Origin of the sequence: Ekhidna sp. (genome assembly GCF_040220215.1) — a bacterium.
Taxonomy (GTDB): domain Bacteria; phylum Bacteroidota; class Bacteroidia; order Cytophagales; family Cyclobacteriaceae; genus Ekhidna.
Map to the genome: position 1 here is coordinate 21,228 of NZ_JAVJTR010000020.1, position 26,692 is coordinate 47,919.

Annotated in this window: 28 protein-coding genes and 1 tRNA gene; 24 read left to right on the forward strand and 5 right to left on the reverse strand. The window is 39.2% G+C overall.

Translation table 11 applies throughout. The features are described 5' to 3' along the window. The first annotated feature begins 213 nt into the window (after window positions 1-213). Window positions 214-930 carry a bacillithiol biosynthesis deacetylase BshB1 gene (gene bshB1, locus RIC88_RS13925; protein WP_350218162.1) on the forward strand — a complete coding sequence of 239 codons (717 nt, stop codon included), beginning with the start codon at window positions 214-216 and terminating at the stop codon, window positions 928-930. 110 nt (window positions 931-1,040) lie between these two features. Next, entirely contained in the window at window positions 1,041-2,279 is a 1,239-nt protein-coding gene (locus tag RIC88_RS13930) for a carbohydrate porin (RefSeq protein WP_350218163.1), read from the forward strand. A 5-nt stretch (window positions 2,280-2,284) separates the two neighbouring features. On the opposite strand, the gene RIC88_RS13935 is transcribed toward RIC88_RS13930, so the two are convergent. Further along, a complete protein-coding gene (locus RIC88_RS13935) occupies window positions 2,285-3,475 on the reverse strand; it encodes a glycosyltransferase family 2 protein (protein ID WP_350218164.1) in 1,191 nt (396 codons plus the stop codon). Beyond that, window positions 3,475-4,119, reverse strand: a complete 645-nt coding sequence (gene pdxH, locus RIC88_RS13940; RefSeq protein WP_350218165.1) for a pyridoxamine 5'-phosphate oxidase — start codon at window positions 4,117-4,119, stop codon at window positions 3,475-3,477. Before pdxH ends, RIC88_RS13935 begins: the two co-directional genes overlap by 1 nt. Window positions 4,120-4,186: 67 nt before the next feature. Between pdxH and RIC88_RS13945 the strand changes: the two genes are divergently transcribed. The 4 genes from RIC88_RS13945 to RIC88_RS13960 all read left to right on the forward strand — a co-directional run bounded on the left by RIC88_RS13945 (window position 4,187) and on the right by RIC88_RS13960 (window position 7,654). Then, window positions 4,187-4,771: a MiaE family protein gene (locus RIC88_RS13945; RefSeq protein WP_350218166.1), complete on the forward strand. Its 585-nt coding sequence runs from the start codon at window positions 4,187-4,189 to the stop codon at window positions 4,769-4,771. Then, the gene (locus tag RIC88_RS13950) at window positions 4,771-5,349 is read left to right on the forward strand and encodes a YqgE/AlgH family protein (RefSeq protein ID WP_350218167.1); all 579 of its coding nucleotides are present in this window, start codon (window positions 4,771-4,773) and stop codon (window positions 5,347-5,349) included. Before RIC88_RS13945 ends, RIC88_RS13950 begins: the two co-directional genes overlap by 1 nt. A gap of 51 nt (window positions 5,350-5,400) precedes the next feature. Next, the gene (locus tag RIC88_RS13955) at window positions 5,401-7,413 is read left to right on the forward strand and encodes a DUF349 domain-containing protein (protein WP_350218168.1); all 2,013 of its coding nucleotides are present in this window, start codon (window positions 5,401-5,403) and stop codon (window positions 7,411-7,413) included. A 167-nt stretch (window positions 7,414-7,580) separates the two neighbouring features. Then, window positions 7,581-7,654: transfer RNA gene (locus tag RIC88_RS13960), tRNA-Thr, on the forward strand. Window positions 7,655-7,771: 117 nt separating this feature from the next. Here the strand turns inward: RIC88_RS13960 and RIC88_RS13965 are convergent. Beyond that, entirely contained in the window at window positions 7,772-7,996 is a 225-nt protein-coding gene (locus tag RIC88_RS13965; protein WP_350218169.1) for a helix-turn-helix domain-containing protein, read from the reverse strand. Between the two features lie 45 nt (window positions 7,997-8,041). On the opposite strand from RIC88_RS13965, the gene RIC88_RS13970 reads away from it, so the two are divergent. Together RIC88_RS13970 and RIC88_RS13975 are read left to right on the forward strand one after the other, a co-directional pair. After that, complete coding sequence (locus RIC88_RS13970) at window positions 8,042-8,623, forward strand: hypothetical protein (protein WP_350218170.1); 582 nt, start codon at window positions 8,042-8,044, stop codon at window positions 8,621-8,623. Then, complete coding sequence (locus RIC88_RS13975) at window positions 8,620-9,399, forward strand: metallophosphoesterase (RefSeq protein WP_350218171.1); 780 nt, start codon at window positions 8,620-8,622, stop codon at window positions 9,397-9,399. Before RIC88_RS13970 ends, RIC88_RS13975 begins: the two co-directional genes overlap by 4 nt. Here the strand turns inward: RIC88_RS13975 and RIC88_RS13980 are convergent. Then, window positions 9,396-9,866: a 5' nucleotidase, NT5C type gene (locus RIC88_RS13980; protein WP_350218172.1), complete on the reverse strand. Its 471-nt coding sequence runs from the start codon at window positions 9,864-9,866 to the stop codon at window positions 9,396-9,398. The two genes, RIC88_RS13975 and RIC88_RS13980, sit on opposite strands and share 4 nt — an antisense overlap. 335 nt (window positions 9,867-10,201) lie before the next feature. Between RIC88_RS13980 and RIC88_RS13985 the strand changes: the two genes are divergently transcribed. Continuing rightward, window positions 10,202-11,200 (forward strand): DNA/RNA non-specific endonuclease, encoded by a 999-nt coding sequence (locus RIC88_RS13985; protein ID WP_350218173.1) that lies wholly within the window; start codon window positions 10,202-10,204, stop codon window positions 11,198-11,200. On the opposite strand, the gene RIC88_RS13990 is transcribed toward RIC88_RS13985, so the two are convergent. Then, window positions 11,194-11,325, reverse strand: coding sequence for a hypothetical protein (locus RIC88_RS13990; protein ID WP_350218174.1), 132 nt, complete (start codon window positions 11,323-11,325; stop codon window positions 11,194-11,196). The genes RIC88_RS13985 and RIC88_RS13990 overlap by 7 nt on opposite strands. A 91-nt stretch (window positions 11,326-11,416) precedes the next feature. Between RIC88_RS13990 and RIC88_RS13995 the strand changes: the two genes are divergently transcribed. The 15 genes from RIC88_RS13995 (at window position 11,417) to RIC88_RS14065 (ending at window position 26,682) form a co-directional block, all read left to right on the forward strand. Next, complete coding sequence (locus RIC88_RS13995; RefSeq protein ID WP_350218175.1) at window positions 11,417-11,992, forward strand: restriction endonuclease subunit S; 576 nt, start codon at window positions 11,417-11,419, stop codon at window positions 11,990-11,992. Window positions 11,993-11,996: 4 nt separating this feature from the next. After that, window positions 11,997-12,335: a hypothetical protein gene (locus RIC88_RS14000; protein WP_350218176.1), complete on the forward strand. Its 339-nt coding sequence runs from the start codon at window positions 11,997-11,999 to the stop codon at window positions 12,333-12,335. Beyond that, the gene (locus RIC88_RS14005) at window positions 12,335-13,849 is read left to right on the forward strand and encodes a type I restriction-modification system subunit M (protein ID WP_350218177.1); all 1,515 of its coding nucleotides are present in this window, start codon (window positions 12,335-12,337) and stop codon (window positions 13,847-13,849) included. The genes RIC88_RS14000 and RIC88_RS14005 overlap by 1 nt, the downstream gene beginning before the upstream one ends. After that, window positions 13,846-15,282: a Fic family protein gene (locus RIC88_RS14010; RefSeq protein WP_350218178.1), complete on the forward strand. Its 1,437-nt coding sequence runs from the start codon at window positions 13,846-13,848 to the stop codon at window positions 15,280-15,282. Before RIC88_RS14005 ends, RIC88_RS14010 begins: the two co-directional genes overlap by 4 nt. A gap of 25 nt (window positions 15,283-15,307) precedes the next feature. Continuing rightward, window positions 15,308-16,579, forward strand: a complete 1,272-nt coding sequence (locus RIC88_RS14015; protein WP_350218179.1) for a restriction endonuclease subunit S — start codon at window positions 15,308-15,310, stop codon at window positions 16,577-16,579. A gap of 2 nt (window positions 16,580-16,581) precedes the next feature. After that, a complete protein-coding gene (locus tag RIC88_RS14020; RefSeq protein WP_350218180.1) occupies window positions 16,582-17,847 on the forward strand; it encodes an AlbA family DNA-binding domain-containing protein in 1,266 nt (421 codons plus the stop codon). A 16-nt stretch (window positions 17,848-17,863) separates the two neighbouring features. Next, window positions 17,864-18,409, forward strand: coding sequence for a hypothetical protein (locus RIC88_RS14025; protein WP_350218181.1), 546 nt, complete (start codon window positions 17,864-17,866; stop codon window positions 18,407-18,409). 5 nt (window positions 18,410-18,414) lie between these two features. Then, window positions 18,415-19,200 carry a hypothetical protein gene (locus RIC88_RS14030; protein WP_350218182.1) on the forward strand — a complete coding sequence of 262 codons (786 nt, stop codon included), beginning with the start codon at window positions 18,415-18,417 and terminating at the stop codon, window positions 19,198-19,200. Next, window positions 19,193-22,315, forward strand: coding sequence for a type I restriction endonuclease subunit R (locus RIC88_RS14035; RefSeq protein WP_350218183.1), 3,123 nt, complete (start codon window positions 19,193-19,195; stop codon window positions 22,313-22,315). The genes RIC88_RS14030 and RIC88_RS14035 overlap by 8 nt, the downstream gene beginning before the upstream one ends. Before the next feature lies 1 nt (window position 22,316). Continuing rightward, window positions 22,317-23,015 (forward strand): M48 family metallopeptidase, encoded by a 699-nt coding sequence (locus RIC88_RS14040; RefSeq protein WP_350218184.1) that lies wholly within the window; start codon window positions 22,317-22,319, stop codon window positions 23,013-23,015. Beyond that, entirely contained in the window at window positions 23,016-23,843 is an 828-nt protein-coding gene (locus RIC88_RS14045) for a hypothetical protein (protein ID WP_350218185.1), read from the forward strand. Between the two features lie 79 nt (window positions 23,844-23,922). Next, complete coding sequence (locus RIC88_RS14050) at window positions 23,923-24,171, forward strand: hypothetical protein (protein WP_350218186.1); 249 nt, start codon at window positions 23,923-23,925, stop codon at window positions 24,169-24,171. A 108-nt stretch (window positions 24,172-24,279) separates the two neighbouring features. Further along, window positions 24,280-25,173, forward strand: a complete 894-nt coding sequence (locus RIC88_RS14055; RefSeq protein WP_350218187.1) for a hypothetical protein — start codon at window positions 24,280-24,282, stop codon at window positions 25,171-25,173. Then, window positions 25,170-25,799: a hypothetical protein gene (locus RIC88_RS14060; RefSeq protein ID WP_350218188.1), complete on the forward strand. Its 630-nt coding sequence runs from the start codon at window positions 25,170-25,172 to the stop codon at window positions 25,797-25,799. Before RIC88_RS14055 ends, RIC88_RS14060 begins: the two co-directional genes overlap by 4 nt. Next, window positions 25,789-26,682 carry a DUF8464 domain-containing protein gene (locus RIC88_RS14065; protein WP_350218189.1) on the forward strand — a complete coding sequence of 298 codons (894 nt, stop codon included), beginning with the start codon at window positions 25,789-25,791 and terminating at the stop codon, window positions 26,680-26,682. Before RIC88_RS14060 ends, RIC88_RS14065 begins: the two co-directional genes overlap by 11 nt. Window positions 26,683-26,692: the final 10 nt, after the last annotated feature.

Genomic DNA, 26,692 nt, shown 5'->3' on the forward strand with positions numbered 1-26,692 from the left:
AATTCTCAGGGTTAGAAAACCAATATTATATGAGTGGTGTTTCATGTGTTTTATTAGCTATTTTTCTAATAGGCCACATGGAATGCCAGGTTATTCTTATAATTAAAGGGAATGATTATGTTGGAGATTAGAACAGCCTAGAATGATCATATTAAATTTAAGGCATTTCTTTGCAGCATACGGCCAAAGTACTTTTGTAAATCACGACCATAAATGAAACTAGATATTCTCGCCATAGTAGCCCATCCGGATGATGTAGAACTATCGTTTGGAGGTACGTTGCTAACTCATCAAAAGCAAGGATTTAAAACCGGAGTTCTGGATCTTACTAAAGGAGAACTTGGAACTCGTGGCACACCAGAGATACGAGCGAAAGAAGCTGAAGATGCAGCCAAAATCCTAAAGCTCTCTGCACGGGAAAATTTGGGTCTGGCAGATGGTTTCTTTGAAAACACTAAAGAAAACCAACTAAAAGTAGCAGAGCAGATCAGACGCTTTCAGCCAAAGATTGTCATTGCCAATTCCATTTATGATCGTCATCCGGATCATACCCGTGGAGCACAACTGGTAGAAACTGCCTGTTTCATTGCTGGTTTGAAAGCTGTAGAAACAGAATGGGATGGGAAAAAACAGCAGGCTTTCCGCCCTGAAAAGCTGTATTTCTGCATTCAGAGTACGGCACATGAGCCGGATATATTGGTGGATATCTCAGATGTGATGGAGGAAAGAAGAGCAGCTATCAATGCATTCAAGTCACAGTTTTATGATCCTAATAGCAAAGAGCCGGAAACATTCATAAGCTCAAAAGGCTTCATGAGCATGCTAGAGTCACGCACCAGAGAGTGGGGCCAGCGAATAGGCGTGGAGTATGCTGAGGGATTTAAGGTTAAGCATTTTCTTGGGGTAAAGAGCTTTTTTGATTTGGTTTAATATTCCTGTTCAGTTCAGGTGTGGATGAAGGGGATTTTAGTCATAAACAAACAGTTTAAAATGTAATTAGGTTGTATATTCCTTAAGCAAGAATTTTAACCTATCCGCCATTGTATCAAAGAATTCTTATCAGCTTTATTGCTATTTACAGCCTTAACCTAAAAGCCCAATCGGACTCTACTAAATCCTGGCTGGAATTTGAAGCGGTGTATTCTGCTTTACCTTGGTATAATGCCAGTGGAGGAATAGAGACTGGCTTTGTCTACATAGATAATGCTGACGTAACAGCTAAGATTAACTTCGATCAGATTTTTAACCTAAAAGAGAATCTGACACTGTTTGTTTATGGATTAGGCAATCATGGAGGCAGGGCTACAGACCTGATGGGAGACTTTCAGGTTGCCAGCAATATTGAAGCGGTGGAGGCATGGAGGATTTTTGAGTTATGGTTTCAGCACAATTTCATCAATGATCGGATTTCAGTTTTAGCGGGATTGTATGATTTAAATTCCGAATTTGATGTGCTAAGACCTGGCACACTGTTTATAAATAGCTCATTTGGAATAGGCGCGGAATATGCGCAAAGTGGAGTCAATGGCCCTTCCATTTTTCCCATCTCTTCATTGGGTGTTCGCTTTTCCACGTTTGTTGGAGATAGAACAAGGGTACGATTAGCAATTCTGGATGCAGTTTCTGGAAACCCGAATGATCTGACGAGTAACGAAATTCACCTTTCCAAAAAAGAAGGAGCTCTTATTGCGGGAGAGGTATCTGTATATACAAGTAGTGATTTTAGTGAAGATGAACGAAATGTAGATCGTTCCTATGTGACCAGGCGAAGAAAAGTGGGACGCCAGCATGATGTATACAAAAAAGATAAGATCAATATCGGAGGGTGGTATTACACATCTGACTTTCAGTCTATGGATGGATCGGAACCGGAGAAAGGTAATTCAGGCATTTATTTTGGGATTCAAAAATATATTCCACTGGATGCAGAAGACGACTACATAGCTTTCTTTGGAAGGTATGGAATTGCGAACCATCAAATCAATCGCTATGGATCAGCGCTTTCCGGTGGCTTTGTTATGAGTAACCCAATCTCAGGTTTTGATGATAACTTTGGACTAGCCTTTTCATCCGGTTTGAATGGAGAAAGTTTCCAAGAATTGCAGGAGAGTAGCGAGAATGCAGAAACTGTATTTGAGTTTACCTATTCACTCCCATTGGCATCTTGGTTTTTATTGCAGCCAGATGTACAATATGTGGTCAATCCTTCAACTAAAGAAGAACTGGATAACCCGCTTTCTTTTGCATTGTTGATACAGTTTTCTATTCAGAATTTATAGAATAATCACCCTTTCCACTCCCGATCCAAATACCTCAACTGGACCAAATAGGATTCTTTAGTGCCATTGAGTAGAAAATGTTTTTGTCTGAGCCAGTCAAGAGCTTCTTCCAGTTCCACGTTTTGGTAAAACTCATCCCTACAGAAGTGTACAAACTTCAAAATCTTAAACGCGTCAAACCAGTGAAAGAAGCGCTTTCTGAATTGTTCCTGTGAGCTTACTTTGCTTTTCACTTCAGCAATCTGATCCTGCCATTCATCTCCCAGAAATATGGCCAGCGTACGTGGGATTTTCCAATCTTCTTCCGTCCAAAAAATGTCCAGCTTACTGAAAAATAGTTTTAGATCCTCAAAGATGTTTGGATGATACACGGAGTATTCTTCTGAATCATTGAGCATATCATTCACTGCCTTGCCTGTCCCAAAAGGTACACGGTCAGATACCCGATCAGATGGACGGATCGTAGTGGAATTGATCTCCACAAATCCTCCCTGTGGAATGGTTTTGTTAAGGAAATAGAAGTCTTCGCCTGCTTTCCGGGTGTTCATTCCTCCAACTTTCTCATACATGGATGCTCGTACTGTGATGCATGAACCCAAAGTTTGGTGTGCATAAGGAAAGCCTGCAAAACGCAAAGCGTCGATGTAATACCTCAGATACAGTTCATAATCTAAAATAGCTTCATGATGCTCTCGGTGTAGGTGGTGCTCGTAGAAGACAATTCCAGACTGGGTCTCAGGTCTGGAATAGGCTAACTCAATTTCATCCAGATAATTAGCATCACATCGACAATCTGCATCGTAGCATACAATAGCCCCATCGTTTCCTGCCTTTCTGAAAATTCGGACAGCTTCATCCATTCCCACTTTTCTGGCTAGGCCGACACCTGCTTTTTTCGCAGGAAGTTTTTGATAACTAATCAACAAATGGTATTTACTACGATAGTTTTTAAGCTGTTGAAGCGTGGTTTTGTTAGCTGTTTTAATTTCTTGGGGGGCACTCTCAGACTCGTTTATCACGATGATAACAAGTACTTCACCTTGGGGATAATCACATCCGTTGAGGGATTCTAATGCACCTATAAGATCAGGTTCCTTAAAGCACGGGATAACCACAATGAGTGATAAATTCTCGGGTGGTTGGTAATCAGGAAAGAGCTTATGCGGCCAGGCGTACCGCTCCAGGTATATTGACATCAGGGTGACAGTCGGCTAATTTTCCACGTTCCTTCCATTTCATCCTGATAGTATATTCGGTCATGCAGGCGACTAGCTCTTCCTTGCCAAAACTCAAACGATTCAGGTATTACAAGGTAACCTCCCCAGTTTTCTGGCAGTGGAATTTCTTTATTGAGAAAGCGTTCCTCCAGCATTTTAAGCTTTTCTTCCAGTATTGACCGGTCAGCTATTTCGTTACTCTGCTGAGAAGCCCATGCCCCCAACTGGCTTTCTCTTGGACGCGAATGGAAATAGTTGACTGAAGTTTCTTTCGAAACTTTTTGTGCTTTCCCTGTAATGATTATTTGTCTTTCCAGATCATACCAGGGAAAAAGTAGGCTTACGTGCGGATTTCTTTCAATTTCCCGACCTTTTTTACTGTCATAATTGGTGTAAAAAGTATAGCCTTCCTTATTAGCGTCTTTAAGTAGTACGGTCCGTTGAGAAGGGATTCCGTTTTTGCTTACGGTACTGAGCACCATGGCATTTGGTTCAAGTATTTCAGATGCCACCGCTTCGGTAAACCATTTCTCAAATTGATTGAAAGGATTGACATCTATGGTTCCCTCATTCAACTCAGCCTGTGTGTATTCATTTCGTAAGGATGCGATATCTTCTCTCATGTTACCTATTCCGTTTACTTTTGAAACTCATCTAAAGCGAAGGTAAAAAGGTTAAAATCAAAAATCGATGAAGTTTAGAATAGACTTGACGGTAGACTCAAAAAAGGAGTGGGTAGAGGCAGTATTGAATGATTTTGATGCGTTCCTACAGGATCATGCAGATTGTGAAAGAAAAGCTTCAGGCATGGCACTAAGCTTAGTGGCAAAGTATCCAAACAGAACCGAGATCATTCCAGAATTGATAGATACTTCGGTTGAGGAGCTGGAGCATTTTAGGGATGTGTATGAAATAATGGAGAATCGAGGAATCCAGCTTAATCATGAGATACCCAAAGACATGTATATTCAAAAATTACTGAAGATTTGTCGGGATGGGAGAGAAGAGCGATTTATGGACAGACTTCTGTTAGCATCCTTGGTTGAGACCAGAGGTGCCGAGCGTTTTAGGTTGATATATGAGGCATTAGGGGACGGTGATATGAAGCAGTTTTACCATAGATTGTGGGCATCTGAGGCCAGACATGGAGAAGTATTTGTGAAAATGGCCCTCAACTATTTTGAAGAGGAAGATGTTTACAATAGATTGGAAGAAATGAAACAACTGGAGGGTGATATTTTGAATGACCTTCCCATTAGACCCGCTTTACATTAATGGACTTTTTTTCATCAGATCAAATTATTGAACCCGAAAAGGGGGACTTACTCATTTCTGAGCCGTATCTCCCGGACCCCAACTTTGATCGTACGGTAATATTCCTGTGTGAACACGATGAGAATGGAACTTTCGGGTTTGTTTTAAACAAAAAGGCGAATATTGGCCTAAGTGAGATTGTGGATGAGGTAGGAAACTACCCTGCCAAACTTTTTGTGGGTGGACCTGTGGAGCATGATACTTTACATTTTATACATCGTGAGCATGAATTGGCAGGCTCATCCAGAGAGGTAATCAATGGTGCATATTGGGGTGGTGATTTTAATAAGCTTACGGAGATGATGAACACCAGATCCATTCAAACAGAAGATATCAGATTCTTCATAGGTTACTCGGGTTGGGCAGCAGGGCAGCTTATGGATGAGATGCGTGCCAAGTCATGGATTGTCTTGAAAAACACCACTGCGGAAATGATTTTCGATTGGGACAACCAAGACCTATGGAAAGCGTGTCTACAAACCATGGGTGGTAAGTATCGCCTAATTTCTAACTATCCAAAAGATCCTCGATTGAATTAGGGTATTTGGTTAGTTTTGTGTCTTACTAGAGAAATAGAAATAGGTTCCATAATGGATAACGAGAAATTGCAGGACGTTTCAGGGCAAACCAATGAAACTCCTGAGGAAGTTCAGGATCAAGCTGAATTACGAGATGAAAATCAACCAGAAGTAGCAGAAAAAGCAGACGGTGATAAAGGATCAGAAGAACAACCTCAGGAAGAAGAAAAAGAGCAGCCACGGGAAGAGGTAAAAGCCAAGGAAAAACCCGTAGAAGAGAGCAAGGAGAAAACCGATGAGAAAGCGGAAGAAGCTCCGGCCACTGATTCTGAAGAAGAGGATCATGATGCTGAGGAGGATCATGAAGAAGAAGAGGAATTGGATTTTGATCATGCATCCAAGGAGGAGCTAGTTGTTAAAATCCGTGAAATAAGAAATGAAGAAAATATTCGCTCTCTCGACCGGGTATTGAAAGCCATCAAGCCTAGATTTGATGAGCTATATGAAATCTCCAAAAATGAAGCATTACAGAAGTTCGTTTCCGATGGAAATGAGGCTGATGCATTTGAATATCATGGAGATGAAATAGATAAAGAATTTACAACGCTATACGGCCAACTCAGAGCCAGGCGAAATAAGCACTACAAAGACTTAGAAAGTCAAAAGGAGAGTAACCTCAAAAAAAAGGAAGGTATTCTAGAGCAGCTTCGTGAGATAGTGGATGGAGTGGAGTCTGCCAATAGTATCAACGCTGTTAGAGATCTTCAATCCGAGTGGAAAAAAACAGGCCCTGTTCCGGGTGCTCAGAACAAGACTTTATGGGCGAATTATAATGCTCTTCTTGACAGATATTATGATAATAGAAGTATCTACTTCGAACTAAAAGACCTGGACAGGAAGAAAAACATGAAGCTGAAAGAAGAGCTTTGTGAAAGGGCAGAAGCGCTGAATGAATTGGAGGACATGAAAACCGCCATTATTCAGTTGAATGACCTGCACGAGGAATACAAACACATTGGTCCAGTTCCCAAAGAAAATCAAGAGCCATTGTGGCAAAGATTTAAAGCGGCTTCAGACGCTATCTATGCCAAGCGTAAGGAATACTTCGAACACCTTAAGGAAGAATTTGAAGCAAACCTTGTTAAGAAGGAAGAACTTATTGCAAAGGTAGAAGAGCTTTCAAAATTCAACTCTGATCGCATTACTGAGTGGAATGGAAAAACGAAAGAGTTGCTGGATGTTCAAAAACAATGGGAAGCTATAGGTGGTGTGCCCAGAGAAAAGGCCAAAGCTACCAATAAGGCATTTTGGAATTCTTTTAAGGCATTCTTCGCAAACAAGAATCAGTTTTTTAAAGAGCTTGAATCCAAGCGAGAAGAAAACCTTCAAAAGAAGCATGAACTCATAGCAAAAGCAGAAGAACTAAAGGATAGTGAAGAGTGGAATTCTACTGCTGACAAACTAAAGCATTTGCAGGCGCAGTGGAAGGATATCGGACCGGTTCCGGAAAAAGTCAGGAACGAAACGTATAAGAAGTTCAAAACTGCTTGCGATCATTTCTTTAATAAAAGAAGGGAACAGAATCAGGAGCAATTCAAGGAATTTGAGGAAAACCTTCAGTTGAAATTGAAGATTTGTGATCAACTGGAAGAAGCGGGCAGTGGTGACGATGTGAATCTGGATGATCTATATGATTTGATCGATAACTATACCTCTATTGGGTTTGTGCCGAAAAATACGATCAAGAAAATCAGGAATCGGTTTGATAAAGTGAAGGAAGTAATTCTTAATAATGAATCAATTCATGAGGACGATAGAACTGATTTGAGAAATCATATCTCGATGGGACGGTTGAAGAATACTCCCGGTGGTGAGCGGAAGCTTCACAGAAAAGAACATTCTATCAAGCGAAAGATTTCTTCTATCGAAAATGACATCTCGACCTGGAACACCAATATGGAATTTTTCGCAGATTCTGCTACAGCAGACAAGCTAAAAGCTGAAATGCAAGAGAAGATAGACGAGGCGGAGAGTGAGCTTGAAGAATTAAGATCACAACTTGCAGCAATTTCTGCACAAAATTGAGAAATACATTTGCGAAATAGCGAGACACTGCTATTTTTGCAAACCGATTTTCAGCCTCGCTGAAAAGTCCTCCATAGCTCAGTTGCGGTTCGACGTTTCGACCAGAGCAGTGCACTTGGAATTATCCCACCGCAAAAGAGAGGTGGTATTTTTTAAAAATAAACTTAGCCTCCATAGCTCAGTTGGCCAGAGCAGCGCACTTGTAATGCGCGGGTCGTTGGTTCGAATCCGACTGGAGGCTCATGTGAATAATAAAAACCCGTTTCAAATTAAATGAAGCGGGTTTTTTTATTTTAGGTCAAGTTATAGGTCAAGTTATTTGCAGTATGTTGACGTGCTTTATGGGAATTGAAGATTTCTATCTAAAAAAATCAGCAACAGTACACTTCAATATTTGTGAAAGTTTATACAGCGTAAGACTTGTTGGATTTGTCTTACCGGTTTCAATACGTGTATAATTTCCCCTGTCCATATGCATTCTTCGAGCAACTTCTGCACTGCTTAAGCCAGACTGTTCCCTTAACTCTCGAACCCGCATTGCAAGAGCTTGAATGAACGCATTTTCAGAAGGTGTTTCCTGCATTGAAATGCAAGAAATGAATAGGGCTTTACTATATTGCTATCATATATGACAGCTACTGATTTTAACCTTATAAATTCAATTAGTGGGTACAGAAGCATTGATGAATTTGATTTTGATAAATCAAAAGAGTGGTGTGAACGAAGGATTAAGGGAAAGATATGTGAAATCCTAGTCGAGGAGATGTTCAAGTCGATGGGATTTAAAGTAACTCCCTTAGGAGTGGAGAGCATGATGCCGCATTTATTGGGTGAGCTAAAAAACAGATATGATGAGCAGTCATTGCTCTTCAAACAGGTTCCGGATTTTAGTGTCTTTGACCCTAGGAATAATGAAATGTTTATCATAGATGTCAAATACCGATCGGACGGGAATTTTAACAAGAGCAGATTAAATGGAAACCCTTATAAGAATGCGTATATCGTATTAGTTACTCCACATCATATTAAGTGTGCTTTGGTAAGTGAAATATATAATGGTAAGCATATTAAGCCTGGTAGAAATAAGTTACTTGGAGATAGAAAGGAATTCAACTTCGAGACAAAACATAAACGAATCATTCATAAGTATCTTAGGCTCTGTAATAATGTCTTTGAGAAGGAGCCTTTTACAGATAAAGTAGACAAATGACAATACAATACGCCTCAGATTTACATCTTGAATTCGAAGACAATAAAAGGTTTCTGGAATCAAATCCAATTAAAAAAGTCGGTGATATCCTGATATTGGCTGGCGATATTATCTATATGAAAGACTACTATTTTGACCTACCAATTTTTGATCAATGGTCGAAGTTGTTTGAGAGAGTTTATATGATTCCCGGAAATCATGAATTCTATCAACGCTCCTTTCCCATTTCAAAGATCTTTCCTTCTTTTAAGAAAAAAATTCGTGACAATATTTTCTTAGTCAACAATTACACCGAGGTTATTGAAGGTTGTCATTTTATTTTCTCAACACTATTCACTCGGCTTGATCCAATCAAGTCCAAAAGGATTAGGCAAAGTTTAGGTGATTTTAGCCAATCCAGATTCAATGAAAATGCGATACTATTCACAGTAGATGAATACCAATTCTGTCACACAAAATCAAAGTCATATGTAGAAATTGAACTGGAAGAGTCTGGTGGTAAATCGTCAGTACTTGTGACTCATCATGTTCCATATAGTAATAGGTTTATTCCAGAGTATCCATATGAACATGATGGTTTACTTAGCAGTGCTTTTCATGTGGATTTATCATACTGGATGAGAAATTATGATATTAAGTATTGCATTTCAGGACACACTCATGTGAATCATGAGCCAATTAGGATTCACGATACAACATGCTTAACAAATCAGTTGGGTTATGTTGGTTATGGGGAACACCACAAGTTCAATCACAAAGCAACGTTCGATATTTAGTAAGTAGAACTTTTAATTTTCGATTTAAGATAATCTGATATCGTATTCCAGTTTGGAAACTTGACTGAGCCGTAATGAAGCAATTCGCCTTCAAAGTTTTCCTGACCTCTACCCTCCGTCCAATCATCTACCAAATAGTCACCTTTCACCAATCCCTTGTTCATAGTCAGAATTAGCTTTTCGATATAGTCTGTTCCAAGATGCTCTTCAATCCATATTCTTTTCTCTGTATAAGAGTGCGGATTCAATGGAGATGGGCAGGAAAGTATGTAAATGTCATAACCATACTCTTCAATCTCCTTGATGGTAACAATGGCACCTTGGATAGGCATTAGGTTTCTGTAGAAGTCAATTTGAGACTGAGGGTACTTGATTTCAAGATTATGCCTAAGTGCTTCTTCTATGGCAGGAGTGTAATGCAGGATGGTGTCATCCATATCGATATGAAGGATCGGTTTCTCTTTCATTCTTTATTTGATTGTTTTTTAAGTTTCTTGATGAAGTCCTTAACATCAGGATAAAAGACAACTAGTGCTATAAACATAAAGCCTATACCCATTGTGAAAAATATTGTATCTATATCAAAACTCATTTTGATAATTAGGTCTGGATATAACGCATAAGTCCTATAGGTATAACGTATATGAATTTAAAGAGTGCTAAATTTATTATCAAGTTTAATGGAATCGGGAAAGCCGGGCTAACACCTAGGAGGGTGATGGGGGCTGGACTGCCTGCATGAACAGTGATTTCAGGGAATTAACCCTCTTCTTAATCACCGCAAAATTGGTATTGGCTAAAAATGAAAAAGGCACTCCTCTTAGTTTCAATATTGATTTCTATTCTTGCCTATAGTCAAGACAGTAAATATCTACCAGTTTCAAACCTGCCCTTGGAAATCGTTAGCCATTCACATTATGTCTTAGGTTATTCAGAGGATTATGAACAAGCTCTTTGGGTAGCATATGAACTTACCTCAGACGAGTTAGTTGCTCGCTTTGAAAGAACTGATAACTTTCGAGAAGACCCTGAGGTAAGTACAGGATCCGCTTCACTTTCAGATTATAAAGGTTCAGGATATGATCGCGGACACCTTGCTCCTGCTGCCGATATGTCCTTCAGCTCAACGGCAATGACTGAATCATTCTATCTATCGAATATGAGCCCTCAGGTGCCGGGTTTTAATCGAGGGGTGTGGAAACGACTGGAAGAGCAGGTCAGAAGCTGGGCTGAATCTAAAGGCTCGATTTATGTAGTCACGGGTTCTATAATAAGCAGCAGTGATTTGGAAATAGGAGTTAATGGAGTAGAGATACCTTCACAATATTATAAAGTCCTACTTGATGAAGAATCCCAACAAGCCATTGGTTTTGTGCTGAAGAATGAAAGTAGTTCTGGAGAGTTACTCTCTTTTGCTGTAACGGTAGATGAAGTTGAGCTTTTAACCAGTCTCGACTTCTTTTCTCAGTTAGATGATTCCCTGGAAGAAGCAATAGAAAGCGCTTATTCTTCTGATACTTGGCAACCGGTTAAGTTCACAAAAACCACTAATTATCAAAATAGCACAATTACTTCACAGCAGTGTAAAGGCATAGCAAAAAGCACCGGAGTAAGATGTCGCAACAATACAAAGAATGACAGTGGGTATTGCTACCATCATACCGATCAGGCTGGGAGTAAAGATGTGGAGAAAGTGAATCAACCTGCTTCTAGCGGTCGATGCATGGCTACTACTAAAGCTGGATCACAATGCAAACGGAATGCTTCATCAGGAAGCAGCTATTGCTGGCAACATCAATAACTTTTCCATTTCCATATTTTGTCAGCAGCATCATTAAGGTCAGCAATTACCTCTTCAGACAATTCCTGTGTCATCTCGACTTTAAATTTTACTTCGTCATTATTAAGGTTTTGATAATTGTTCATTTCTTTAAAGTCTAACATTTATACATCCTAATCATTATGTAACTAATATTAGTTATTTTCGTTATATTTGCATCATAGCTATTATGTAATAATGAGTAAAGTTAATATTAAAGAGTTATTACTGGATCTTTTTTCGGGTTATTCCTTTCGAACGAAGGTGAAGCATGATCCGGAGGGAGAGGTTTCAGTTATCCAATTGAAGGATTTGGATAGTGATTATACTGAGATTGGGTCAAGTATGTCCCTTGTTTCTTCTGATTCAATATCTTCTAAATACTTCCTAAAAGCCGGAGACGTCTTATTTATATCAAAAGGATCTAACAATTATGCTATTCATTTTGATAAAGACGGATCGTATGTAGCAGCATCTGCATTTTTCGTACTTAGGCCCAAAGTTGACAAAGTAGATTCCAGATATCTAGCCTGGTATCTAAATCAAAAGCATATCCAACAATATATTAAGGATAACAGAGCAGGAACCTATGTTCCAAATGTCAATAAAGGAACCATTGAGTCATTGCAAATAGATATCCCTCCAATAAATATTCAAAAAATTATTGCCAGAATCAGTTTTTTGCAAAATCGGGAGTATTTATTAATGAATGAGCTGATGGCTAAACGAGAACAGCTGATTTCAAATCAATTACTTGAGTTTTTAAAAGACTAAAATTATGAATGAAGAAAACAGGACTAAAATTGATAAACTTATAGAAGACCTCAAATCCAAAAGTAAAAGGATACTTAATCTGATCGAGGAGAAATATCTTGAATCGGACAAATCTGGTGGCTTTCTAAATCCCGGAGAATCGATGGATATCGATTACGACAATTTAAGATTAAAGAATGAACATCTTGCGCTTTATAAATCAGTAGAAGGAGAGATCAACTCCTTTCTTAATAAGATTGAAATTGCTATGCAGGATTTTGATTTTAATCCCGAATCTTCTTGGCTGAGGGATAAGGAAAAGATCGCTGAGGAGTATGCAAATAAACTAAATAAATTGCTGTAATGGATACAAACAATCGGATAACACAAGACCAAATAAACAATACCCTTTGGGCGGCTTGCGACACTTTTCGAGGAGCATTCGATTCATCTGAATATAAGAACTACATACTTGTATTCATGTTTCTCAAGTACCTCAGTGATGTATGGAAAGACAAGCTTGATGAATATAGAGTTCAGTATGGTGATGATGAAGAGTTGTTGAAGCGAAAGATGAAGCGTGAGCGCTTCGTCCTGCCGGAAGATTGTACATTCGATTACATCTATGATCATCGAAATGATGCAGATATTGGAGAGAAGATAGATAAGGTGCTCGCCAGGATTGAAGATCAAAACCTTGAGAAACTGGAAGGAGTCTTCCGTAATATCAGTTTCAACTCGGAGAAGCTCGGTCAAACCAAAGACAGAAACAGAAGACTTAAAAACCTCATTGCAGATTTTGCCAATCCAATTCTGGATTTTCGTCCTTCGGTATTAGGTAGAAAGGAAGACCTGATTGGCAATGCCTACATGTACCTGATTGAGCGATTTGCTTCTGGAGCAGGTAAAAAGGGAGGAGAGTTTTACACACCGCATGAGGTGTCTGAACTACTGGCCAAACTTGTTTCTCCCAAAGCAGGTGCGAGGATATGTGATCCAACTTGTGGTTCCGGTTCGTTATTGATTACGGTAGCAGAGGAAGTAAAAGATAAGAATGGAAAGGCATCAAATGATTTTTCCTTGTACGGTCAGGAAAGCAATGGTGATACCTGGGCACTTGCGAAGCTTAATATGTTTCTGCATAGCATGGATTCTGCCGACATAGAGTGGGGCGACACGATTAACAATCCTTTACTGCTGGAAGGAGATAACCTTATGAAGTTTGATGTGGTGGTTGCCAATCCTCCTTTCTCCTTGGACAAGTGGGGACATGAAGATGCTGAAGCTGATCGCTTCAAGCGATTCTTGAGAGGGGTCCCCCCAAAGAGCAAGGGCGACTATGCTTTTATTCTTCACATGATTGATACTGCATTGCCAACTGGGAAGGTAGGTGTGATTGTATCACATGGAGTATTGTTTAGAGGGAGTGCAGAAGGTAAAATCAGGCAGAAGCTTATTGAGGAAAACTTGCTAGAGGCAGTCATAGGCCTTCCAACCAATCTATTCTTTGGAACGGGTATTCCTGCCGCTATTCTAATTTTTAATAAAGCTAAGAAACACCAAGATGTATTATTCATAGATGCCAGTAAGGAATATCAGGAAGGAAAGAAGCAAAACAAATTTCGCAACGAAGATATTGCTCGCATTGCGGCCACCTATCAGTCATTTGAAACGGTAGAGAAATATGCTTATCGAGCAAAGTTGGAGGAGATTAATGAGAATGATTTTAACCTCAACATCCCACGTTATGTGGACACTTTCGAAGAGGAAGAACCAATTGATATTCCAAAAGTACAAGAGGAGATCAAGCAACTTGAAGCTGAACTTATAGAGGTGCGAAAGGAAATGGATGGATACCTAAAAGAGCTTGGATTTTGATAAGTATCGATAAAAAATATCATGCACTCGAAGGCGTCAAGAGGGCTCATAAACTCCTGAAGGAGTTAAAGAATCTACCTGAACCAAAAGCGGAGAAGAGAAAGGAGCTGTTTGATAAATATCGTTTGCTGTGGAACTACCATTCCAATCACATAGAGGGCAATACACTTACCTATGGCGAAACGCAACTTTTACTTTTAAAGGATCGGGTTTCTGGAAATCATGAACATCGGTTTATTAAGGAAATGAAAGCTCATGATTTGGCCGTTGAAATGATATATGAAAGAGTCGGGGACAAAGATCGGGAGCTGACTGAGACGGACATTCGCCAGTTAAATAAAATTATTTTGGTAGAGCCATTTTGGAAAAGAGCAGGTACTATCGATGGTCAACCAACACGAAAAGTAATTCAACCTGGAGAATATAAAAGCACACCTAATTCAGTACTTCAAAAGGATGGAAATATACATGAGTATGTGGCTCCTGAAGAGACACCTGCATTGATGAAGGAACTTTTTGATTGGTACAGGACAAATATGAATGAAGATTCGATTGTGCTTGCAGCCCTTGTCCATCACCGGTTTACCGAAATACACCCTTTCGATGATGGGAATGGAAGATTAGCCAGACTGTGGATGAACTACATTATTCAAAGAGCTGGATTTCCTCCGGTTATAATTCCAACAGAGAAGAAAGAACAATACTTGAATGCATTAACCAAAGCCGATCATGGGGAATATGAGGATTTCATTTCCTTCATTGCCGAAGAAGTGATTTGGTCAGTTCAGCTAGCCATGAAAGCAGCCAAAGGTGAGTCATTGAAAGAGCCTAATGACTTAGATAAGCGATTAGCAGTGATCAAACGAGAAATAGATGCTGAAGATGATGAAAACGAGATCAAACGACTTACACAGGTTTCATTAGAAGATACACTTGAATTGTTTGGTTTCCAGCTACTAGACTCTTTGACAGATACCCTCATTAAACTTAATTCATTTTATGACAAGCCTGAACATCGATTAGGTATTAATATCGACGGCCAAAGTACTTCCTTACCTGTAGGAGGAAAGTTTCCTAGAAATGAACTTCGCAAGTTCATGGATGAATACTTTGAAAAGGACCATAGAGACTATTTAAATGAAGTGAAGCTTTCACTCCAGACAAATTATGGTATGTATATAAAAGGGGGGATAAATTCCTTTGGGTGTAGCTATCGGGTGGAGCTTAACTTCACCTCTCATTATTACCAGCTAGCTATTTCAGAGTTTGACCCGGAGGCACAAGGGCAGAATCTGAAAGAGTACACCAAGCGATTGCTTCACAAGCCGCTTCTCGAGGAAGAGATTGAACAAATAGCCATGGACTTTGGAGAAACACTAGTGAATCATCTGGAGTATCATCGTAGCAATCTAAAGACAACTACCGATGACTGAGGTAATGGAAAATAGCGCAAAAACCATGGACCAAAAGCCAGGCTACAAGCTCACCAAATTGGGGTGGATTCCAGAGGATTGGGAGATGGAACAACTTGACTTTGTAACTCCAAATGGTGAAAAGTATGGGATAGTAGATGGACCTTTTGGATCAAATCTGAAGACCATTCATTATAGGAATTCAGGAGTTCCAATTATTACAAGTGGATATGTTACTGAGGGAGTATTTCATGCCGACGAATATTTATATGTTGATCAGGAGCTCTTCGAAAGGGAAAAAAGAAGCTCTGTAAAAGGAGGTGATATAGTGATGGCTAAGATTGGAGCAAGATGTGGAGCGAGTGCCATTTTGCCAAAAGATCACCAAACCGGAATTCTATCTGGTAACGCATTAAAGATTTCTGTTGATGAAACTAGACATTCAAATTTTTATGTCTGGAGTTGGCTATGGTATTTATATCAAACTAGAAAGATAGAATTACTAAAAACAGTGGGTGCACAGCCTGCAATTTCAATGTCTAGTCTGAAAAAATATAAACTTCCAATTCCCCCACTCCCCGAACAACAAAAAATAGCCCAAATCCTCAGTACCTGGGACAAGGCCATCACCAAAACCGAAGAGCTGATAAAACAAAATCAAAAGCGCAAGCAAGGCCTTATGCAGCAATTGCTGACGGGAAAGAAGCGGTTTAGGGAGTTTGATAAATCATGGCAAGTGTTAAAAGTCAAGGAGGTGGCCGATGTTGACAAGGAAAGCTTAGGCTCTAATACCGCAACGAGTTATAGCTTTCGATATATATCCTTATCAGACGTTGAGGATGGTAGAGTTAGTAATTCACTTCCGACACTTGAATTTGGATTAGCTCCTTCAAGAGCGAGAAGAATAGTTAAAAAAGGAAGTGTGATAATGGCAACAGTTCGTCCGAACCTGCAAGGTTTCGCGAAAATTAAAAGTGATGAAAATGATCTTATTGCCTCAACAGGATTCGCGGTTTTAGATGTAAGAGAGAATTTCTCTTCTAATTATTTATTTCATTATTTATTCAGTCATCACATGACTAAGCAGATAGATTCATTGATTGTAGGATCAAACTATCCTGCTATTAATAGCAAAGAAGTAAAGAATCTCAAGATCAATATTCCATCGTATTCCGAGCAACAAAAAATTGCTTCAGTCCTTTCATCAGCTGATCAGGAAATCAACTCGCTTCAAAATCAGCTAGGGAAACTCAAAGAACAGAAAAAGGGCTTAATGCAGAAGCTTTTGACAGGAGAGGTGAGGGTTAAAATTGATTGATTATGCAGGAGTACTTGACTGAAGATATGATCAAAGAAGCGATTAAAACTCGTCAAGACGGCACCTTGATAAAACGAGAATCATATACACTTGAATTTAAAGAGACATTTGATTGGACAAATAGAGCCTCAAGAATCAAATACTTAAAATCAATTGCTGCTTTTGCAAACAATCGAGGTGGATTGATGGTCTTTGGTATTTCTGATGGTCCAAGGAAAGTTGTAGGAATTGATAATCTTTTCATTGATTTAGATGATTCGGAGTTGGGACAGTTTATGGGCCAATATTTTTCTCCAACTCCTGAATATGAGAGAAGAGAAGTAGCGATACGCAATAAAAAGATAGGAGCATTATATATCCATCCTGCTGAAAATAAGCCAGTAGTATGTACCAAGAGCTATGGTGATTTAATTATCGAGGCTTCAATTTATTACAGGTACCATAGTAGAAGTGATAAGATTAAGTCAGGTGATTTGATTTACCTCATTAAGCAAGCAAAAGAGGATGAGACACGCAGGTGGATGGAGCTTTTTTCAAGAGTCTCAACAATCGGAATCCAAAATGCTGGAATTTTCAATGTCCAATCGGGAGAGATTAAGACTTCAGCGGGAAACAAGTTCATCTTAGACGAACGATTAATTAAGGATCTCAAAGTATTAGATAAATACTCCTTGCAGGAAGACGGTGCAGAGGCTGTTAAAATAATTGGTCAAATTGATGAGGCAGGAGCAGTTATCCATAGGTCATTTGCGATTCACGATGATGATATTCTAAAAGCATTTTTAACTGGTCAAGTTGTTGATGAGCCATTTGAATACCTTGAAGCTATTTGTTATCAAAGTTCAGGCATTTTCCCAGCTCGCTATTTTGTGAATTTGCTAGGTGTATCCATCGATGATGCAATTGATCGTCTTAAGGGTGTTAATACAAGGACACAAGCAAAATCACGCCTAATATCCTTGCTTTCTGATGAGGCATATCTAGAGGAGTTAAAAAACAATTGTCGGTTGGATGCAGATACAGCTACAGGAGAATTAAGGCGTGAGTACCATGATAATATGGTAAATGGCAATGCAATTGAAATAGAGAATGAAGGTCAAGCAAAGAGGGTATTGGAGGCTGTGCTTAACCTTGAAAGAGATAATTATGATCAACAAGTTGTGAAGGAAACATTGTTGGAAATTGTCGAAAGGTTCTATGCGACAACAATAAGGACTCAGATAAGACAAGCAATCTCTTATTTGGATTTATTGGAAAATGGAGATTGATTAATTCACCTTGCTTATGGGAAATACTAGAAAAATACCACAAACAATTCAGAACCTTATTGGAGAAGTAGGGGAAGGACTGGTACTATTTAAGTTGTATGAGTTATGCCAGGATTCTAAGAAACTTGAGGTATTCAAAAATTACTCAGAGCCGGGATACGATTGTGGAATTAGAATTATGGATCCATTAAAAAAAGGGAAAAGTGACAAGGTTAAAATTGAAGTAAAAGCGCGTCAGCGGCTCATTTCAGTGTCGGAAAGTAAAAACTCAGCCCATTTTACCCTGACGGAGAATGAAAGAAAGTGTGCCGATTTTCTAGTGGGTTACTGGCTTGAATACAATCATTTTTTCATTGTCCCGGTGAATGATTTAAATAAGGTGAAAAGCGGAGAAAAAGATGGAAAGGCCAAATATGTTTATAAACATATTGCAACAAGGAGTGCTTCCAAAAAAGTCAAGTTTGAGTCGGAGATAGATCGCTATACACAAAAGAGTCATGGTTATTTCGATAAGTGGGACTTGATTCTGGAGGAGATAAAACTCAGGAGGTTAGAAAAATAGAAGCTATGCAGGATCAAATAGTAGTTCTTAAAAATACCAAGCAAGGAATTCAAGTCGATACGGTTTATTCAAGTAATGATACCTTATTCATTGATTTTAATGGGAAGACAACCCTCGAAATTCCGGAAAAAAGGTTGGAAGTAAGCACATTTCCTCCTGAAAAGAGTGATCTAGAAATATTCGTTTCTTGGGCCTCAATTATAGGAGGTATTGCTGGATTTATTGCAGTAGCCATTGCCCTATATAAGCTTTTCCAAAAGGACAAAGACAAACAAGAACAACTTAATAAAATGACTGGATTAGTTGGAGCCTTGGAAGCTCAGAATGAACTTATTAAAGAGGGTAATGACAATATGAGAAATTATCTAATTGAAATGACCAAGGGGTCAAACAATGACCTAAGTGATCGTTTAATCGAGCTTGAAGAACAGCGGTTAAGGCTGGTAACTAAGCCAGCAATATGGAGTAATGGTGGGGGTTATAAGGGCTATGAAGGAAGTGTTAATATTTCAGTTGATAATCGAGGGGAAATATGTTTTATTGATGATTTTGAGATAGTTGAAGGTGATGAGATTGATTTAAATAAATGGAGTAGGCCAGTCCCTCTTGAAAAGAATGGTCATGTTAGAATAACTGGAGATGTGATCGGTGGTAAGCATCCCAAAGAAGTTAGGTTCAAGATTAGATTAGATTATCATGATCAAGAAAACTATAGATATCAGACGATAATAGAGTGGGTTGGAGGTATTACCAATGTACTAGAAACAATTGATTTGCCTAAAAATGACTAATTACACCGAATGGACCGATTCACAAAAACCAGCACTTGATCTACTCAAGAAGCTCGGTTGGCAATACCTCTCTCCAGAACAAGCTGAGAAAGAACGAAGTGGTATTCTTTCCAACGTGATACAGGAGAACATTCTTGAAAAGCAACTTCATGCAATCAATGAGTTCGAATACAAAGGAAAGGCCTGTAAGTTTTCCCAAAGTAGTATACAATCTGCAATCAATGCACTAAAGAATACTCCAGATGAGGGGCTAGTTCGAACAAATGAAAATATCTATGATCTTTTGACGCTAGGGAAAAGCTTTACCGAAACAGTTCAAGGAGATCAGAAAGCGTTTACTCTCAAATTTATTGATTGGAAGAACATGGAGAATAATGTCTTCCATGTTTCGGATGAATATGTAGTAGAAGGCTCAAAAGGTTCTCGCCGACCGGACATAGTGTTATTTGTCAATGGTATTCCTTTCGTAGTGCTGGAAAACAAACGAAGGGATAAAAATGAATCACTGGAAGAAGCTATTTCGCAGCACTTGCGAAATCAAAAGAAGGAATTGGGAGTCCCGCGCCTTTTTCATTATGCGCAGCTTCTCCTGGCTGTCCAACCCAATGAAGTGAAGTATGCTGCAACCGGCACACCCCAAAAGTTCTGGTCAGTTTGGAAAGAAGATAATCTGAAGGAGGTTGAGCATATCATAAAGCATGAAGGTAATGGAGTTGTAGCTGAGAATCGATTAGGTACTCATCAGGATCAGTCCATCCTTGCCCTTTGTCATCCGCTGCGACTCATGGAGCTGGTCTACAAGTTCATTGTCTTTGATGGCCCGGACAAAAAAATCGCTCGCTATCAGCAGTTCTTTGCTGTGAAAGAGGCACTAGGAAGAGTAAAACAAACGGATGAAGAAGGTGTAAGGAAGGGTGGAGTTATCTGGCATACACAAGGAAGTGGGAAATCGCTTACCATGGTCATGCTTTCCAAGTCGATTGCCTTGGAGGAATCAATCAAGGATCCAAGAGTGATCATCGTAACAGACAGGATAAGTCTTGACAAGCAGATTTATAAGACCTTTTTGAATTGTGGTAAGAATGTAAAGAAGGCTAAGTCTGGCAATGATCTGATCGAGTTGCTTAAGGATAAAGGTATTGAAAACATCACGACCATCTTAGATAAGTTCCAAACCGCGCTTAAGCGAAAGGACTTTAAAGACCATTCCAAAAACCTCTTCGTCCTTGTAGATGAAAGCCATCGAGGGCAATATGGTTCGGCACATGCAAAAATGAAGGCAATGCTTCCTCATGCATCATACATTGGTTTTACAGGAACTCCATTGCTAAAATCTGAGAAGAGCACAGCACGAAAGTTCGGAGGATTCATACACAAATACACCATTGATCAGGCGGTAGAAGATGAAGCTGTACTTCCATTATTGTATGAGGGACGCTCAGCAAAATTGAGCGTGAACAAGCAACAGATTGACAAAGGCTTTGAGCGGCTTTCTGCCCCGCTATCGGAAGATGCACAAAAGGACTTGAAGAAGAAGTTTGCGACTATATCCAGGATTTATGAATCTGATCAAGTCGTTGAAGAGATCGCTTACGATATATCTAAACACTTTTGTCAGAACTGGCAAGGGACAGGATTTAAAGCACAGTTAGCAGTACCGAAAATTGATACCGCGATTCGGTATCAGAAGTATTTTGAGAATCAAACAGACCCGAATTTAAAAATCAATACTCGGGTTGTATTTACGCCACCCGATAGTCGAACAGACTATGAGGATGTTTGGCAGGAAGCCAGCAGTGAAGCCAAAAATTATTGGAATGCTTTAATGGATAAGTTTCGGGGACAAGAGGAGTACGAGACAGACGCTATTGAGAGATTCAAAGATGAATCACATGAAGTGGAGCTAATCATTGTGGTGAGCAAGTTGCTAACCGGTTTTGATGCACCACGAAATACTGTATTGTACTTAGCAAAACCTTTGGTGGAGCACAATTTGCTTCAGGCCATTGCCAGGGTCAATCGCTTGTTTGATGGGAAAGACTTTGGTTACATCATTGACTATGTGGGCATTCTGGGTAAACTGGATGAAGCACTTACCAAATACAGTGCATTCGAAGGGTTTGACGAAGAAGACCTGAAGGGTTCGGTTTTGGATATCCAATCGGAGATTGGGAAGGTACCCGCAAGGCTTGCCGATATCTGGGATTTATTCAAAGGAGTTCCTAAAGTAGACATTGAGGCGTTGGAGCGTCATTTAAGTCCTAAAGATGTTAGAGACCAGTTTTATGCTCGGCTATCTACCTATGCCCGAGTATTGCAAATCGCACTTTCGTCGGACGAGTTTTATCGGGAAAACACCGATGACCAAATTCAGCATTACAAAAAGGAGCTCAAATTCTTTCAAAAAATGAGAGTCTCTGTACAGAATCGGTATGCTGAGGTAGTTAGTTATAAAGAATATGAACCTAGAGTACGTAAGCTTTTGGACACCTACGTTGGTGCAGACTATGTCGAAAAGCTCACTGAGGAAGTAAACATTTTTGATCAAAGCATGGTGCATGAAGCACTCGAAGCATATGGCAAAAGCCCAGCATCAAAAGCTGATATGATAGCTCATCAGATGAAGAAGGTCATTTCGGAAAATATGGAGAAGGATGAAGCTTTCTACAAAAAATTTTCAGACCTAATTGAAGAAACCATCGCAGCATTTAGGGAAGGAAGAATTGATGAGAAAGAGTATTTAGAGAAAGTCCTGAGCACACGAAATGATCTTGAGTCTGGGCATCAGGAAGGTTTGCCGGAGATACTAAAATCCAATAATGAGGGACGAGCATTTTATGGTGCTTTGATATCGATTTTGCCCCCCTCGATAGAGCAAAATCAGGTTGAGTCAATCAAAAAGCAAATGGCTATTGCTGGGTTAGAAATTGCCAAGATTGTTGAGAAGCTTACCATAAGGGATTGGAAGAGAAATATTGATGTCCAAAATAAAATGGAGAATGAGATTGAGGATTATTTGATCGATCACCGAAAATCTATGGGTATGGAAATCACATTTGATAAGATCGATGAAATACTGGTGAAGTGTTTGAAAATAGCTAAAAATAACTACTAAGATGGAGCAAGTTGAATACGGAAATACTCAGCTTGAATTTGAACTTGATCGATCAGGTAGAAAATCTCTAGCAATAGAAGTGCACCCGGATCTATCCATTTATGTCAAAGCACCAATTGATTCTAGCTTGGACGATATCAAAGAACGTGTCATAAAAAAGGGTAAGTGGATAGCTAAGCAGAAGATTTACTTTGAGCAGTTTCTACCTCGCACTCCTGAAAGGGAGTATGTTTCAGGGGAGACCCATCTCTATCTGGGAAAGCGCTATGTTCTGAAGCTTCGAAAGTCAGATAGGAAAAGTGTAAAGCTCAAAGGTGGGCAATTGATTGTGACAGGTCCTAAGCAAGACCCTTTGTCCATCAAAAGTGAACTATCATCCTGGTACTACACCAAAGCTAAAACGAGGTTTAGAGAGAGCATCATTTCGAATGTGATCAAGTTTAAAAAGTTTGGTACCGAACAGCCACCATTGGTTGTGAAGCGGATGTCAAAGCGATGGGGGAGTTGTACACCGAACGGGCGAATCGTTCTAAATCCGGAAATTATCAAAACTCCTGGCAGATGCATTGATTACGTAGTGATCCATGAACTATGTCATCTGATTCACCCCAATCATAGTAAAGACTTTTATGACATTCAAACAGAGATGATGCCGGATTGGGAGCGTTGGAAGTTGAAATTGGAGAAGACCTTGATTTAGATGATTGAATTATTTTCCATTCTTGGATATATAATAGTGCCTCTATCAATAATCTATTTGATAGTGGTCAGCCCTTTTTATTTCTTAATATTTAAAGATTTTGATAAAAAAATTCCTCAAAACAAGTTTTTAATAAGGGCAGAATTTGACCTTATTCAACAAAAAATTGATAGGATAACTACAACCTTTAGTTCTGCAATTGTTGAAGGTAAAAATGTTAGCGTAGAGCACATTGATACTGAAAAAAGGAATATGCTTCGTCAGTTCAATAGAAAAACATTTCTTAAGATTAAGAAAAACATTTCTAAAATGAGCTTGGAAGAGGTAAACAACGTGGCTACTTATATTAGGCAATGCCAGCAAAATGCGGAGGTTCATCTTAGTCAAAGAAATCCGCTCAAAATGCAAAGCAATGCTTGGATCCTCTATTTAAAGTATTACAATCATGCATTAAATCTTTTAGTAAATAGAAAGCATTTTCTGAGTTTTCGTGGGTACCTATCTGATAGGGCAATTAAAATATTAGATAACTACAAAAAGGCTGGAATTCTACTAGGGGAGAAAGAAACATATCAATATCATAAGTTTCGTGAGTCACAGTCTTACATAGCATCACTCTTGAGGTATATCTGGGATAATAAACTTGTTAATAAAGAAGGATTCTATCATAACCGAGAAAAGTACTTTTATGAGTTTTTTGAATTCATAAATTATTACTCAGAATCACAATATGAAAACTGGGATAATCAAGCTAAAAATAGAAACAACATACCGGATAATCATTTATCGGTTTTGATTGATGGAAAACTTTTAAATCCCTTGAAATAAAGGGACAAAAGGGACACGCTTGATTAGTCGCTGTTAAAGATCATTGAGGGAAATTATTGGTAATTAAAACCCCTTAATGATGGATAAACAATTAACAGAACAAATTCAGACTGACCTGCACAATGGCTTTCCTTATCGGTCGTATCACCAGACCTTACTCATCTTAAATTGCTCTAAGTTCTATCTGGAGAAACTCGTGAGAAATGGTATAGTCAATAAATACTACTTCGAGTTTAAAAATGGGAAAGGGTGCGGGAAGCCTTACTTTCAGCTTTCTGAGCTTTCCAGGGCATTAACTAAAGATTCTGATTTAGATCAAAGTATCTAAAAACACAAAGACCCTGAATCGCTTCAGGGCCCATGATTTCTTATTGATCTGCAAATCAAAGATAAGGATCATGGCTTCAATAAGCTAACAATCATAAAACGAATTGACATGATCTTTAACGCATCATACAAGGATTACTATATCCAATGCATCCGTAAACATAAGGAGCAATACCAACTCAAAGACCAATACTATACCCTCTTTCGTCATTTGGTAATCTGCTGTTGTCAGAACGGTGGGTCGCCTGAACTAAAGACAAATGTCCGGGCGATTGGGAAGGAGTTTGGTGTAAGGGAAAGAACGATTTACAATAGAATCAACGTCTTACTGGACAAAGAGCTAATACTTGAAAAAAGGCGTCTTCCTTATGGGATTTTATTGCATTTGAACACCTCACCTTTTGAGACTGATCGGAAAAATTTACCGCCTTTAATCTCTTCAGGAAGTAATAGAAAGAATTATAATAATAGAATTGAACCTAATCCTGTGGATAATCTTCCGGCTGATTTTTGTGGTGACCAAAGTGAATATGTCATCAAAACAGTTTGGTATCTGATCCAGGTTATCTATCCAGATCAAGCGTTTAGCAAATCAACCATCATCGAAGCTACGAAGGAGATTTATATTGACTATTTCTCATTCTTAAAGTCTAAATCACAAACACGGAATACCTACTTCAACCTGTGTCAGTTGATAGATAATGTTCGAGGTTGGCTGATGGATAAGCCGGAGTTTAAGATGCCCGGTCTTCTTCGCTACCTAAAAGAAAAAAATAGCTTCGGGTTTTATCAGCTAGTGGTTGCTCAGAATCAAAGGAACAACTCGAAAAAGATCCGAACACTACGTATCCAAATAGCTAGAGAGGCAAAGCAGAATGGAATGGATCGTCAGGAAGCCATGCATGAACAAGTGGCCCGTCATGCAGCACTTGTGAGACAATGTAATTCTCGGGCTTTCAATGAATGGTTTGTTCGAAACGCTTCAAATCTCTATAACCTATGAATGCCATCGCATCATTTCTTACCGGTTTTGGAGCGACGGTTTTAGGACTGCTGGTGTTTGTGGCTTATCGGTTCTTCGAGGTACAATCGCTATTTGAGCGATACCTTCCTTTGGATGGGTCTGTAAAAGTGTTGGCTTCTTATTTGATTGCATTTGTAGTCGTATTCTCTTTGCTAATCTTCTCGGCCAATCTGGATAAGTTCAAACTGAACCGATTCGAAGATTCTGGCGCCTGGATAAAATGGGTGCTCTTTCTCTTTACTATTGTGATCAATGCTTATTTCTGGGACGTTACTAAGGGGGACAATCAAACTATATTTTTTAAGTCTGTACTAGTTGTTTTCCTCGGCATAACCGACTATGCCTATAACCATCTGTTTGTATCCTCATGGATGGATAAGCAATCACTAAACAGAGCTTTTACTTCTCTTAGCCAGCTTCAAGCTAAGGAGAGCGATCTCCGAGCCAAGGTGAGCAAACTGTCAACAAGCTTGAGCGAACTCATAGCCAGACAAGACCCAAAAGTCTGCCCACGATGTGGTAAAGCATTCGATAACTCAAATCAGAGAAATGGCCATCTACGGTCGTGTCAAAAAACACTTAAAATCTCAAATAATGAATTGTGAACAATTGAATAATATGGATCCTGAGCTTTTACTCAAAGAACTAGGATGCAGACCTGTGCATAGAAATGGAGCTGAGCTATTATACAGTGCTCCTTATCGCAAGGATAATCATCCTTCACTATCCGTGAATAAAACAAAGAAGGTGTGGATGGATCATGGTACAGGAGAAGGTGGAACAATGGTCGATCTGGCTATGCGAATTATGAATGAAAGTTCTGTTCAAAGCATGCTTCAGCGTATCAAATCGAATAGAATAATACCTTCGGTTTTATCCAAGATGCAACCTGTATATTCTACTAGTCCTGCCTATGAAATTCTGACTGTAACCAAAGTAAAGTCAAAGCCTTTAATTCAGTATCTAAACAAACGTGGAATATCGCTGAAGAAGGTAAATGAGCTAATCCATGAGGTACACTACAAAAATCCAAAAGGCACATTCTATTCCCTTGGTTTTGAAAATCGGAGTGGGGGATATGAGTTGAGAAATGCCCTAATGAAAAAGCCTATTTGTCTGGGGAGTAAGGACATTTCAATCGTAAATAGAACGGGATCAGACACAGCTATTTTCGAGGGTTTCTTCGACTTCTTTTCCTATCTGGAATTGTACCCGGATAAGGCAGGCGCAACTCATGTAATTCTGAACTCAGTAGCGATGATAGATCGCGCTATTCTATTCCTTAGAGAGCAGGATATCAATGGGAAAATCGAGTTGTATTTAGATCATGATTCAGCTGGGCGGAGAGCGTCTGAAAAGCTGATAAAAGCTTTTGGTGATCGGGTGGTTGATCAATCAGAGAGCTATCGTTTGAGTAAGGATTTGAATGATCATTTGGTCAAGCTAAGAGCGAATTCTGTACAGCATGAAAGAGGTTTTGATTTTTAAGGAGCCAGAT

What these genes read in the sequence shown, in the direction of transcription:
- bshB1 (WP_350218162.1), top strand. Translation starts at nt 214, where the DNA reads ATGAAACTAGATATTCTCGCCATAGTAGCCCATCCGGATGATGTAGAA.
- RIC88_RS13935 (WP_350218164.1), bottom strand. Translation starts at nt 3,475, where the DNA reads ATGTCAATATACCTGGAGCGGTACGCCTGGCCGCATAAGCTCTTTCCT.
- pdxH (WP_350218165.1), bottom strand. Translation starts at nt 4,119, where the DNA reads ATGAGAGAAGATATCGCATCCTTACGAAATGAATACACACAGGCTGAG.
- RIC88_RS13945 (WP_350218166.1), top strand. Translation starts at nt 4,187, where the DNA reads ATGAAGTTTAGAATAGACTTGACGGTAGACTCAAAAAAGGAGTGGGTA.
- RIC88_RS13950 (WP_350218167.1), top strand. Translation starts at nt 4,771, where the DNA reads ATGGACTTTTTTTCATCAGATCAAATTATTGAACCCGAAAAGGGGGAC.
- RIC88_RS13955 (WP_350218168.1), top strand. Translation starts at nt 5,401, where the DNA reads ATGGATAACGAGAAATTGCAGGACGTTTCAGGGCAAACCAATGAAACT.
- RIC88_RS13965 (WP_350218169.1), bottom strand. Translation starts at nt 7,996, where the DNA reads ATGCAGGAAACACCTTCTGAAAATGCGTTCATTCAAGCTCTTGCAATG.
- RIC88_RS13970 (WP_350218170.1), top strand. Translation starts at nt 8,042, where the DNA reads ATGACAGCTACTGATTTTAACCTTATAAATTCAATTAGTGGGTACAGA.
- RIC88_RS13975 (WP_350218171.1), top strand. Translation starts at nt 8,620, where the DNA reads ATGACAATACAATACGCCTCAGATTTACATCTTGAATTCGAAGACAAT.
- RIC88_RS13980 (WP_350218172.1), bottom strand. Translation starts at nt 9,866, where the DNA reads ATGAAAGAGAAACCGATCCTTCATATCGATATGGATGACACCATCCTG.
- RIC88_RS13985 (WP_350218173.1), top strand. Translation starts at nt 10,202, where the DNA reads ATGAAAAAGGCACTCCTCTTAGTTTCAATATTGATTTCTATTCTTGCC.
- RIC88_RS13990 (WP_350218174.1), bottom strand. Translation starts at nt 11,325, where the DNA reads ATGAACAATTATCAAAACCTTAATAATGACGAAGTAAAATTTAAAGTC.
- RIC88_RS13995 (WP_350218175.1), top strand. Translation starts at nt 11,417, where the DNA reads ATGAGTAAAGTTAATATTAAAGAGTTATTACTGGATCTTTTTTCGGGT.
- RIC88_RS14000 (WP_350218176.1), top strand. Translation starts at nt 11,997, where the DNA reads ATGAATGAAGAAAACAGGACTAAAATTGATAAACTTATAGAAGACCTC.
- RIC88_RS14005 (WP_350218177.1), top strand. Translation starts at nt 12,335, where the DNA reads ATGGATACAAACAATCGGATAACACAAGACCAAATAAACAATACCCTT.
- RIC88_RS14015 (WP_350218179.1), top strand. Translation starts at nt 15,308, where the DNA reads ATGGACCAAAAGCCAGGCTACAAGCTCACCAAATTGGGGTGGATTCCA.
- RIC88_RS14020 (WP_350218180.1), top strand. Translation starts at nt 16,582, where the DNA reads ATGCAGGAGTACTTGACTGAAGATATGATCAAAGAAGCGATTAAAACT.
- RIC88_RS14025 (WP_350218181.1), top strand. Translation starts at nt 17,864, where the DNA reads ATGGGAAATACTAGAAAAATACCACAAACAATTCAGAACCTTATTGGA.
- RIC88_RS14030 (WP_350218182.1), top strand. Translation starts at nt 18,415, where the DNA reads ATGCAGGATCAAATAGTAGTTCTTAAAAATACCAAGCAAGGAATTCAA.
- RIC88_RS14035 (WP_350218183.1), top strand. Translation starts at nt 19,193, where the DNA reads ATGACTAATTACACCGAATGGACCGATTCACAAAAACCAGCACTTGAT.
- RIC88_RS14040 (WP_350218184.1), top strand. Translation starts at nt 22,317, where the DNA reads ATGGAGCAAGTTGAATACGGAAATACTCAGCTTGAATTTGAACTTGAT.
- RIC88_RS14045 (WP_350218185.1), top strand. Translation starts at nt 23,016, where the DNA reads ATGATTGAATTATTTTCCATTCTTGGATATATAATAGTGCCTCTATCA.
- RIC88_RS14050 (WP_350218186.1), top strand. Translation starts at nt 23,923, where the DNA reads ATGGATAAACAATTAACAGAACAAATTCAGACTGACCTGCACAATGGC.
- RIC88_RS14055 (WP_350218187.1), top strand. Translation starts at nt 24,280, where the DNA reads ATGATCTTTAACGCATCATACAAGGATTACTATATCCAATGCATCCGT.
- RIC88_RS14060 (WP_350218188.1), top strand. Translation starts at nt 25,170, where the DNA reads ATGAATGCCATCGCATCATTTCTTACCGGTTTTGGAGCGACGGTTTTA.
- RIC88_RS14065 (WP_350218189.1), top strand. Translation starts at nt 25,789, where the DNA reads ATGAATTGTGAACAATTGAATAATATGGATCCTGAGCTTTTACTCAAA.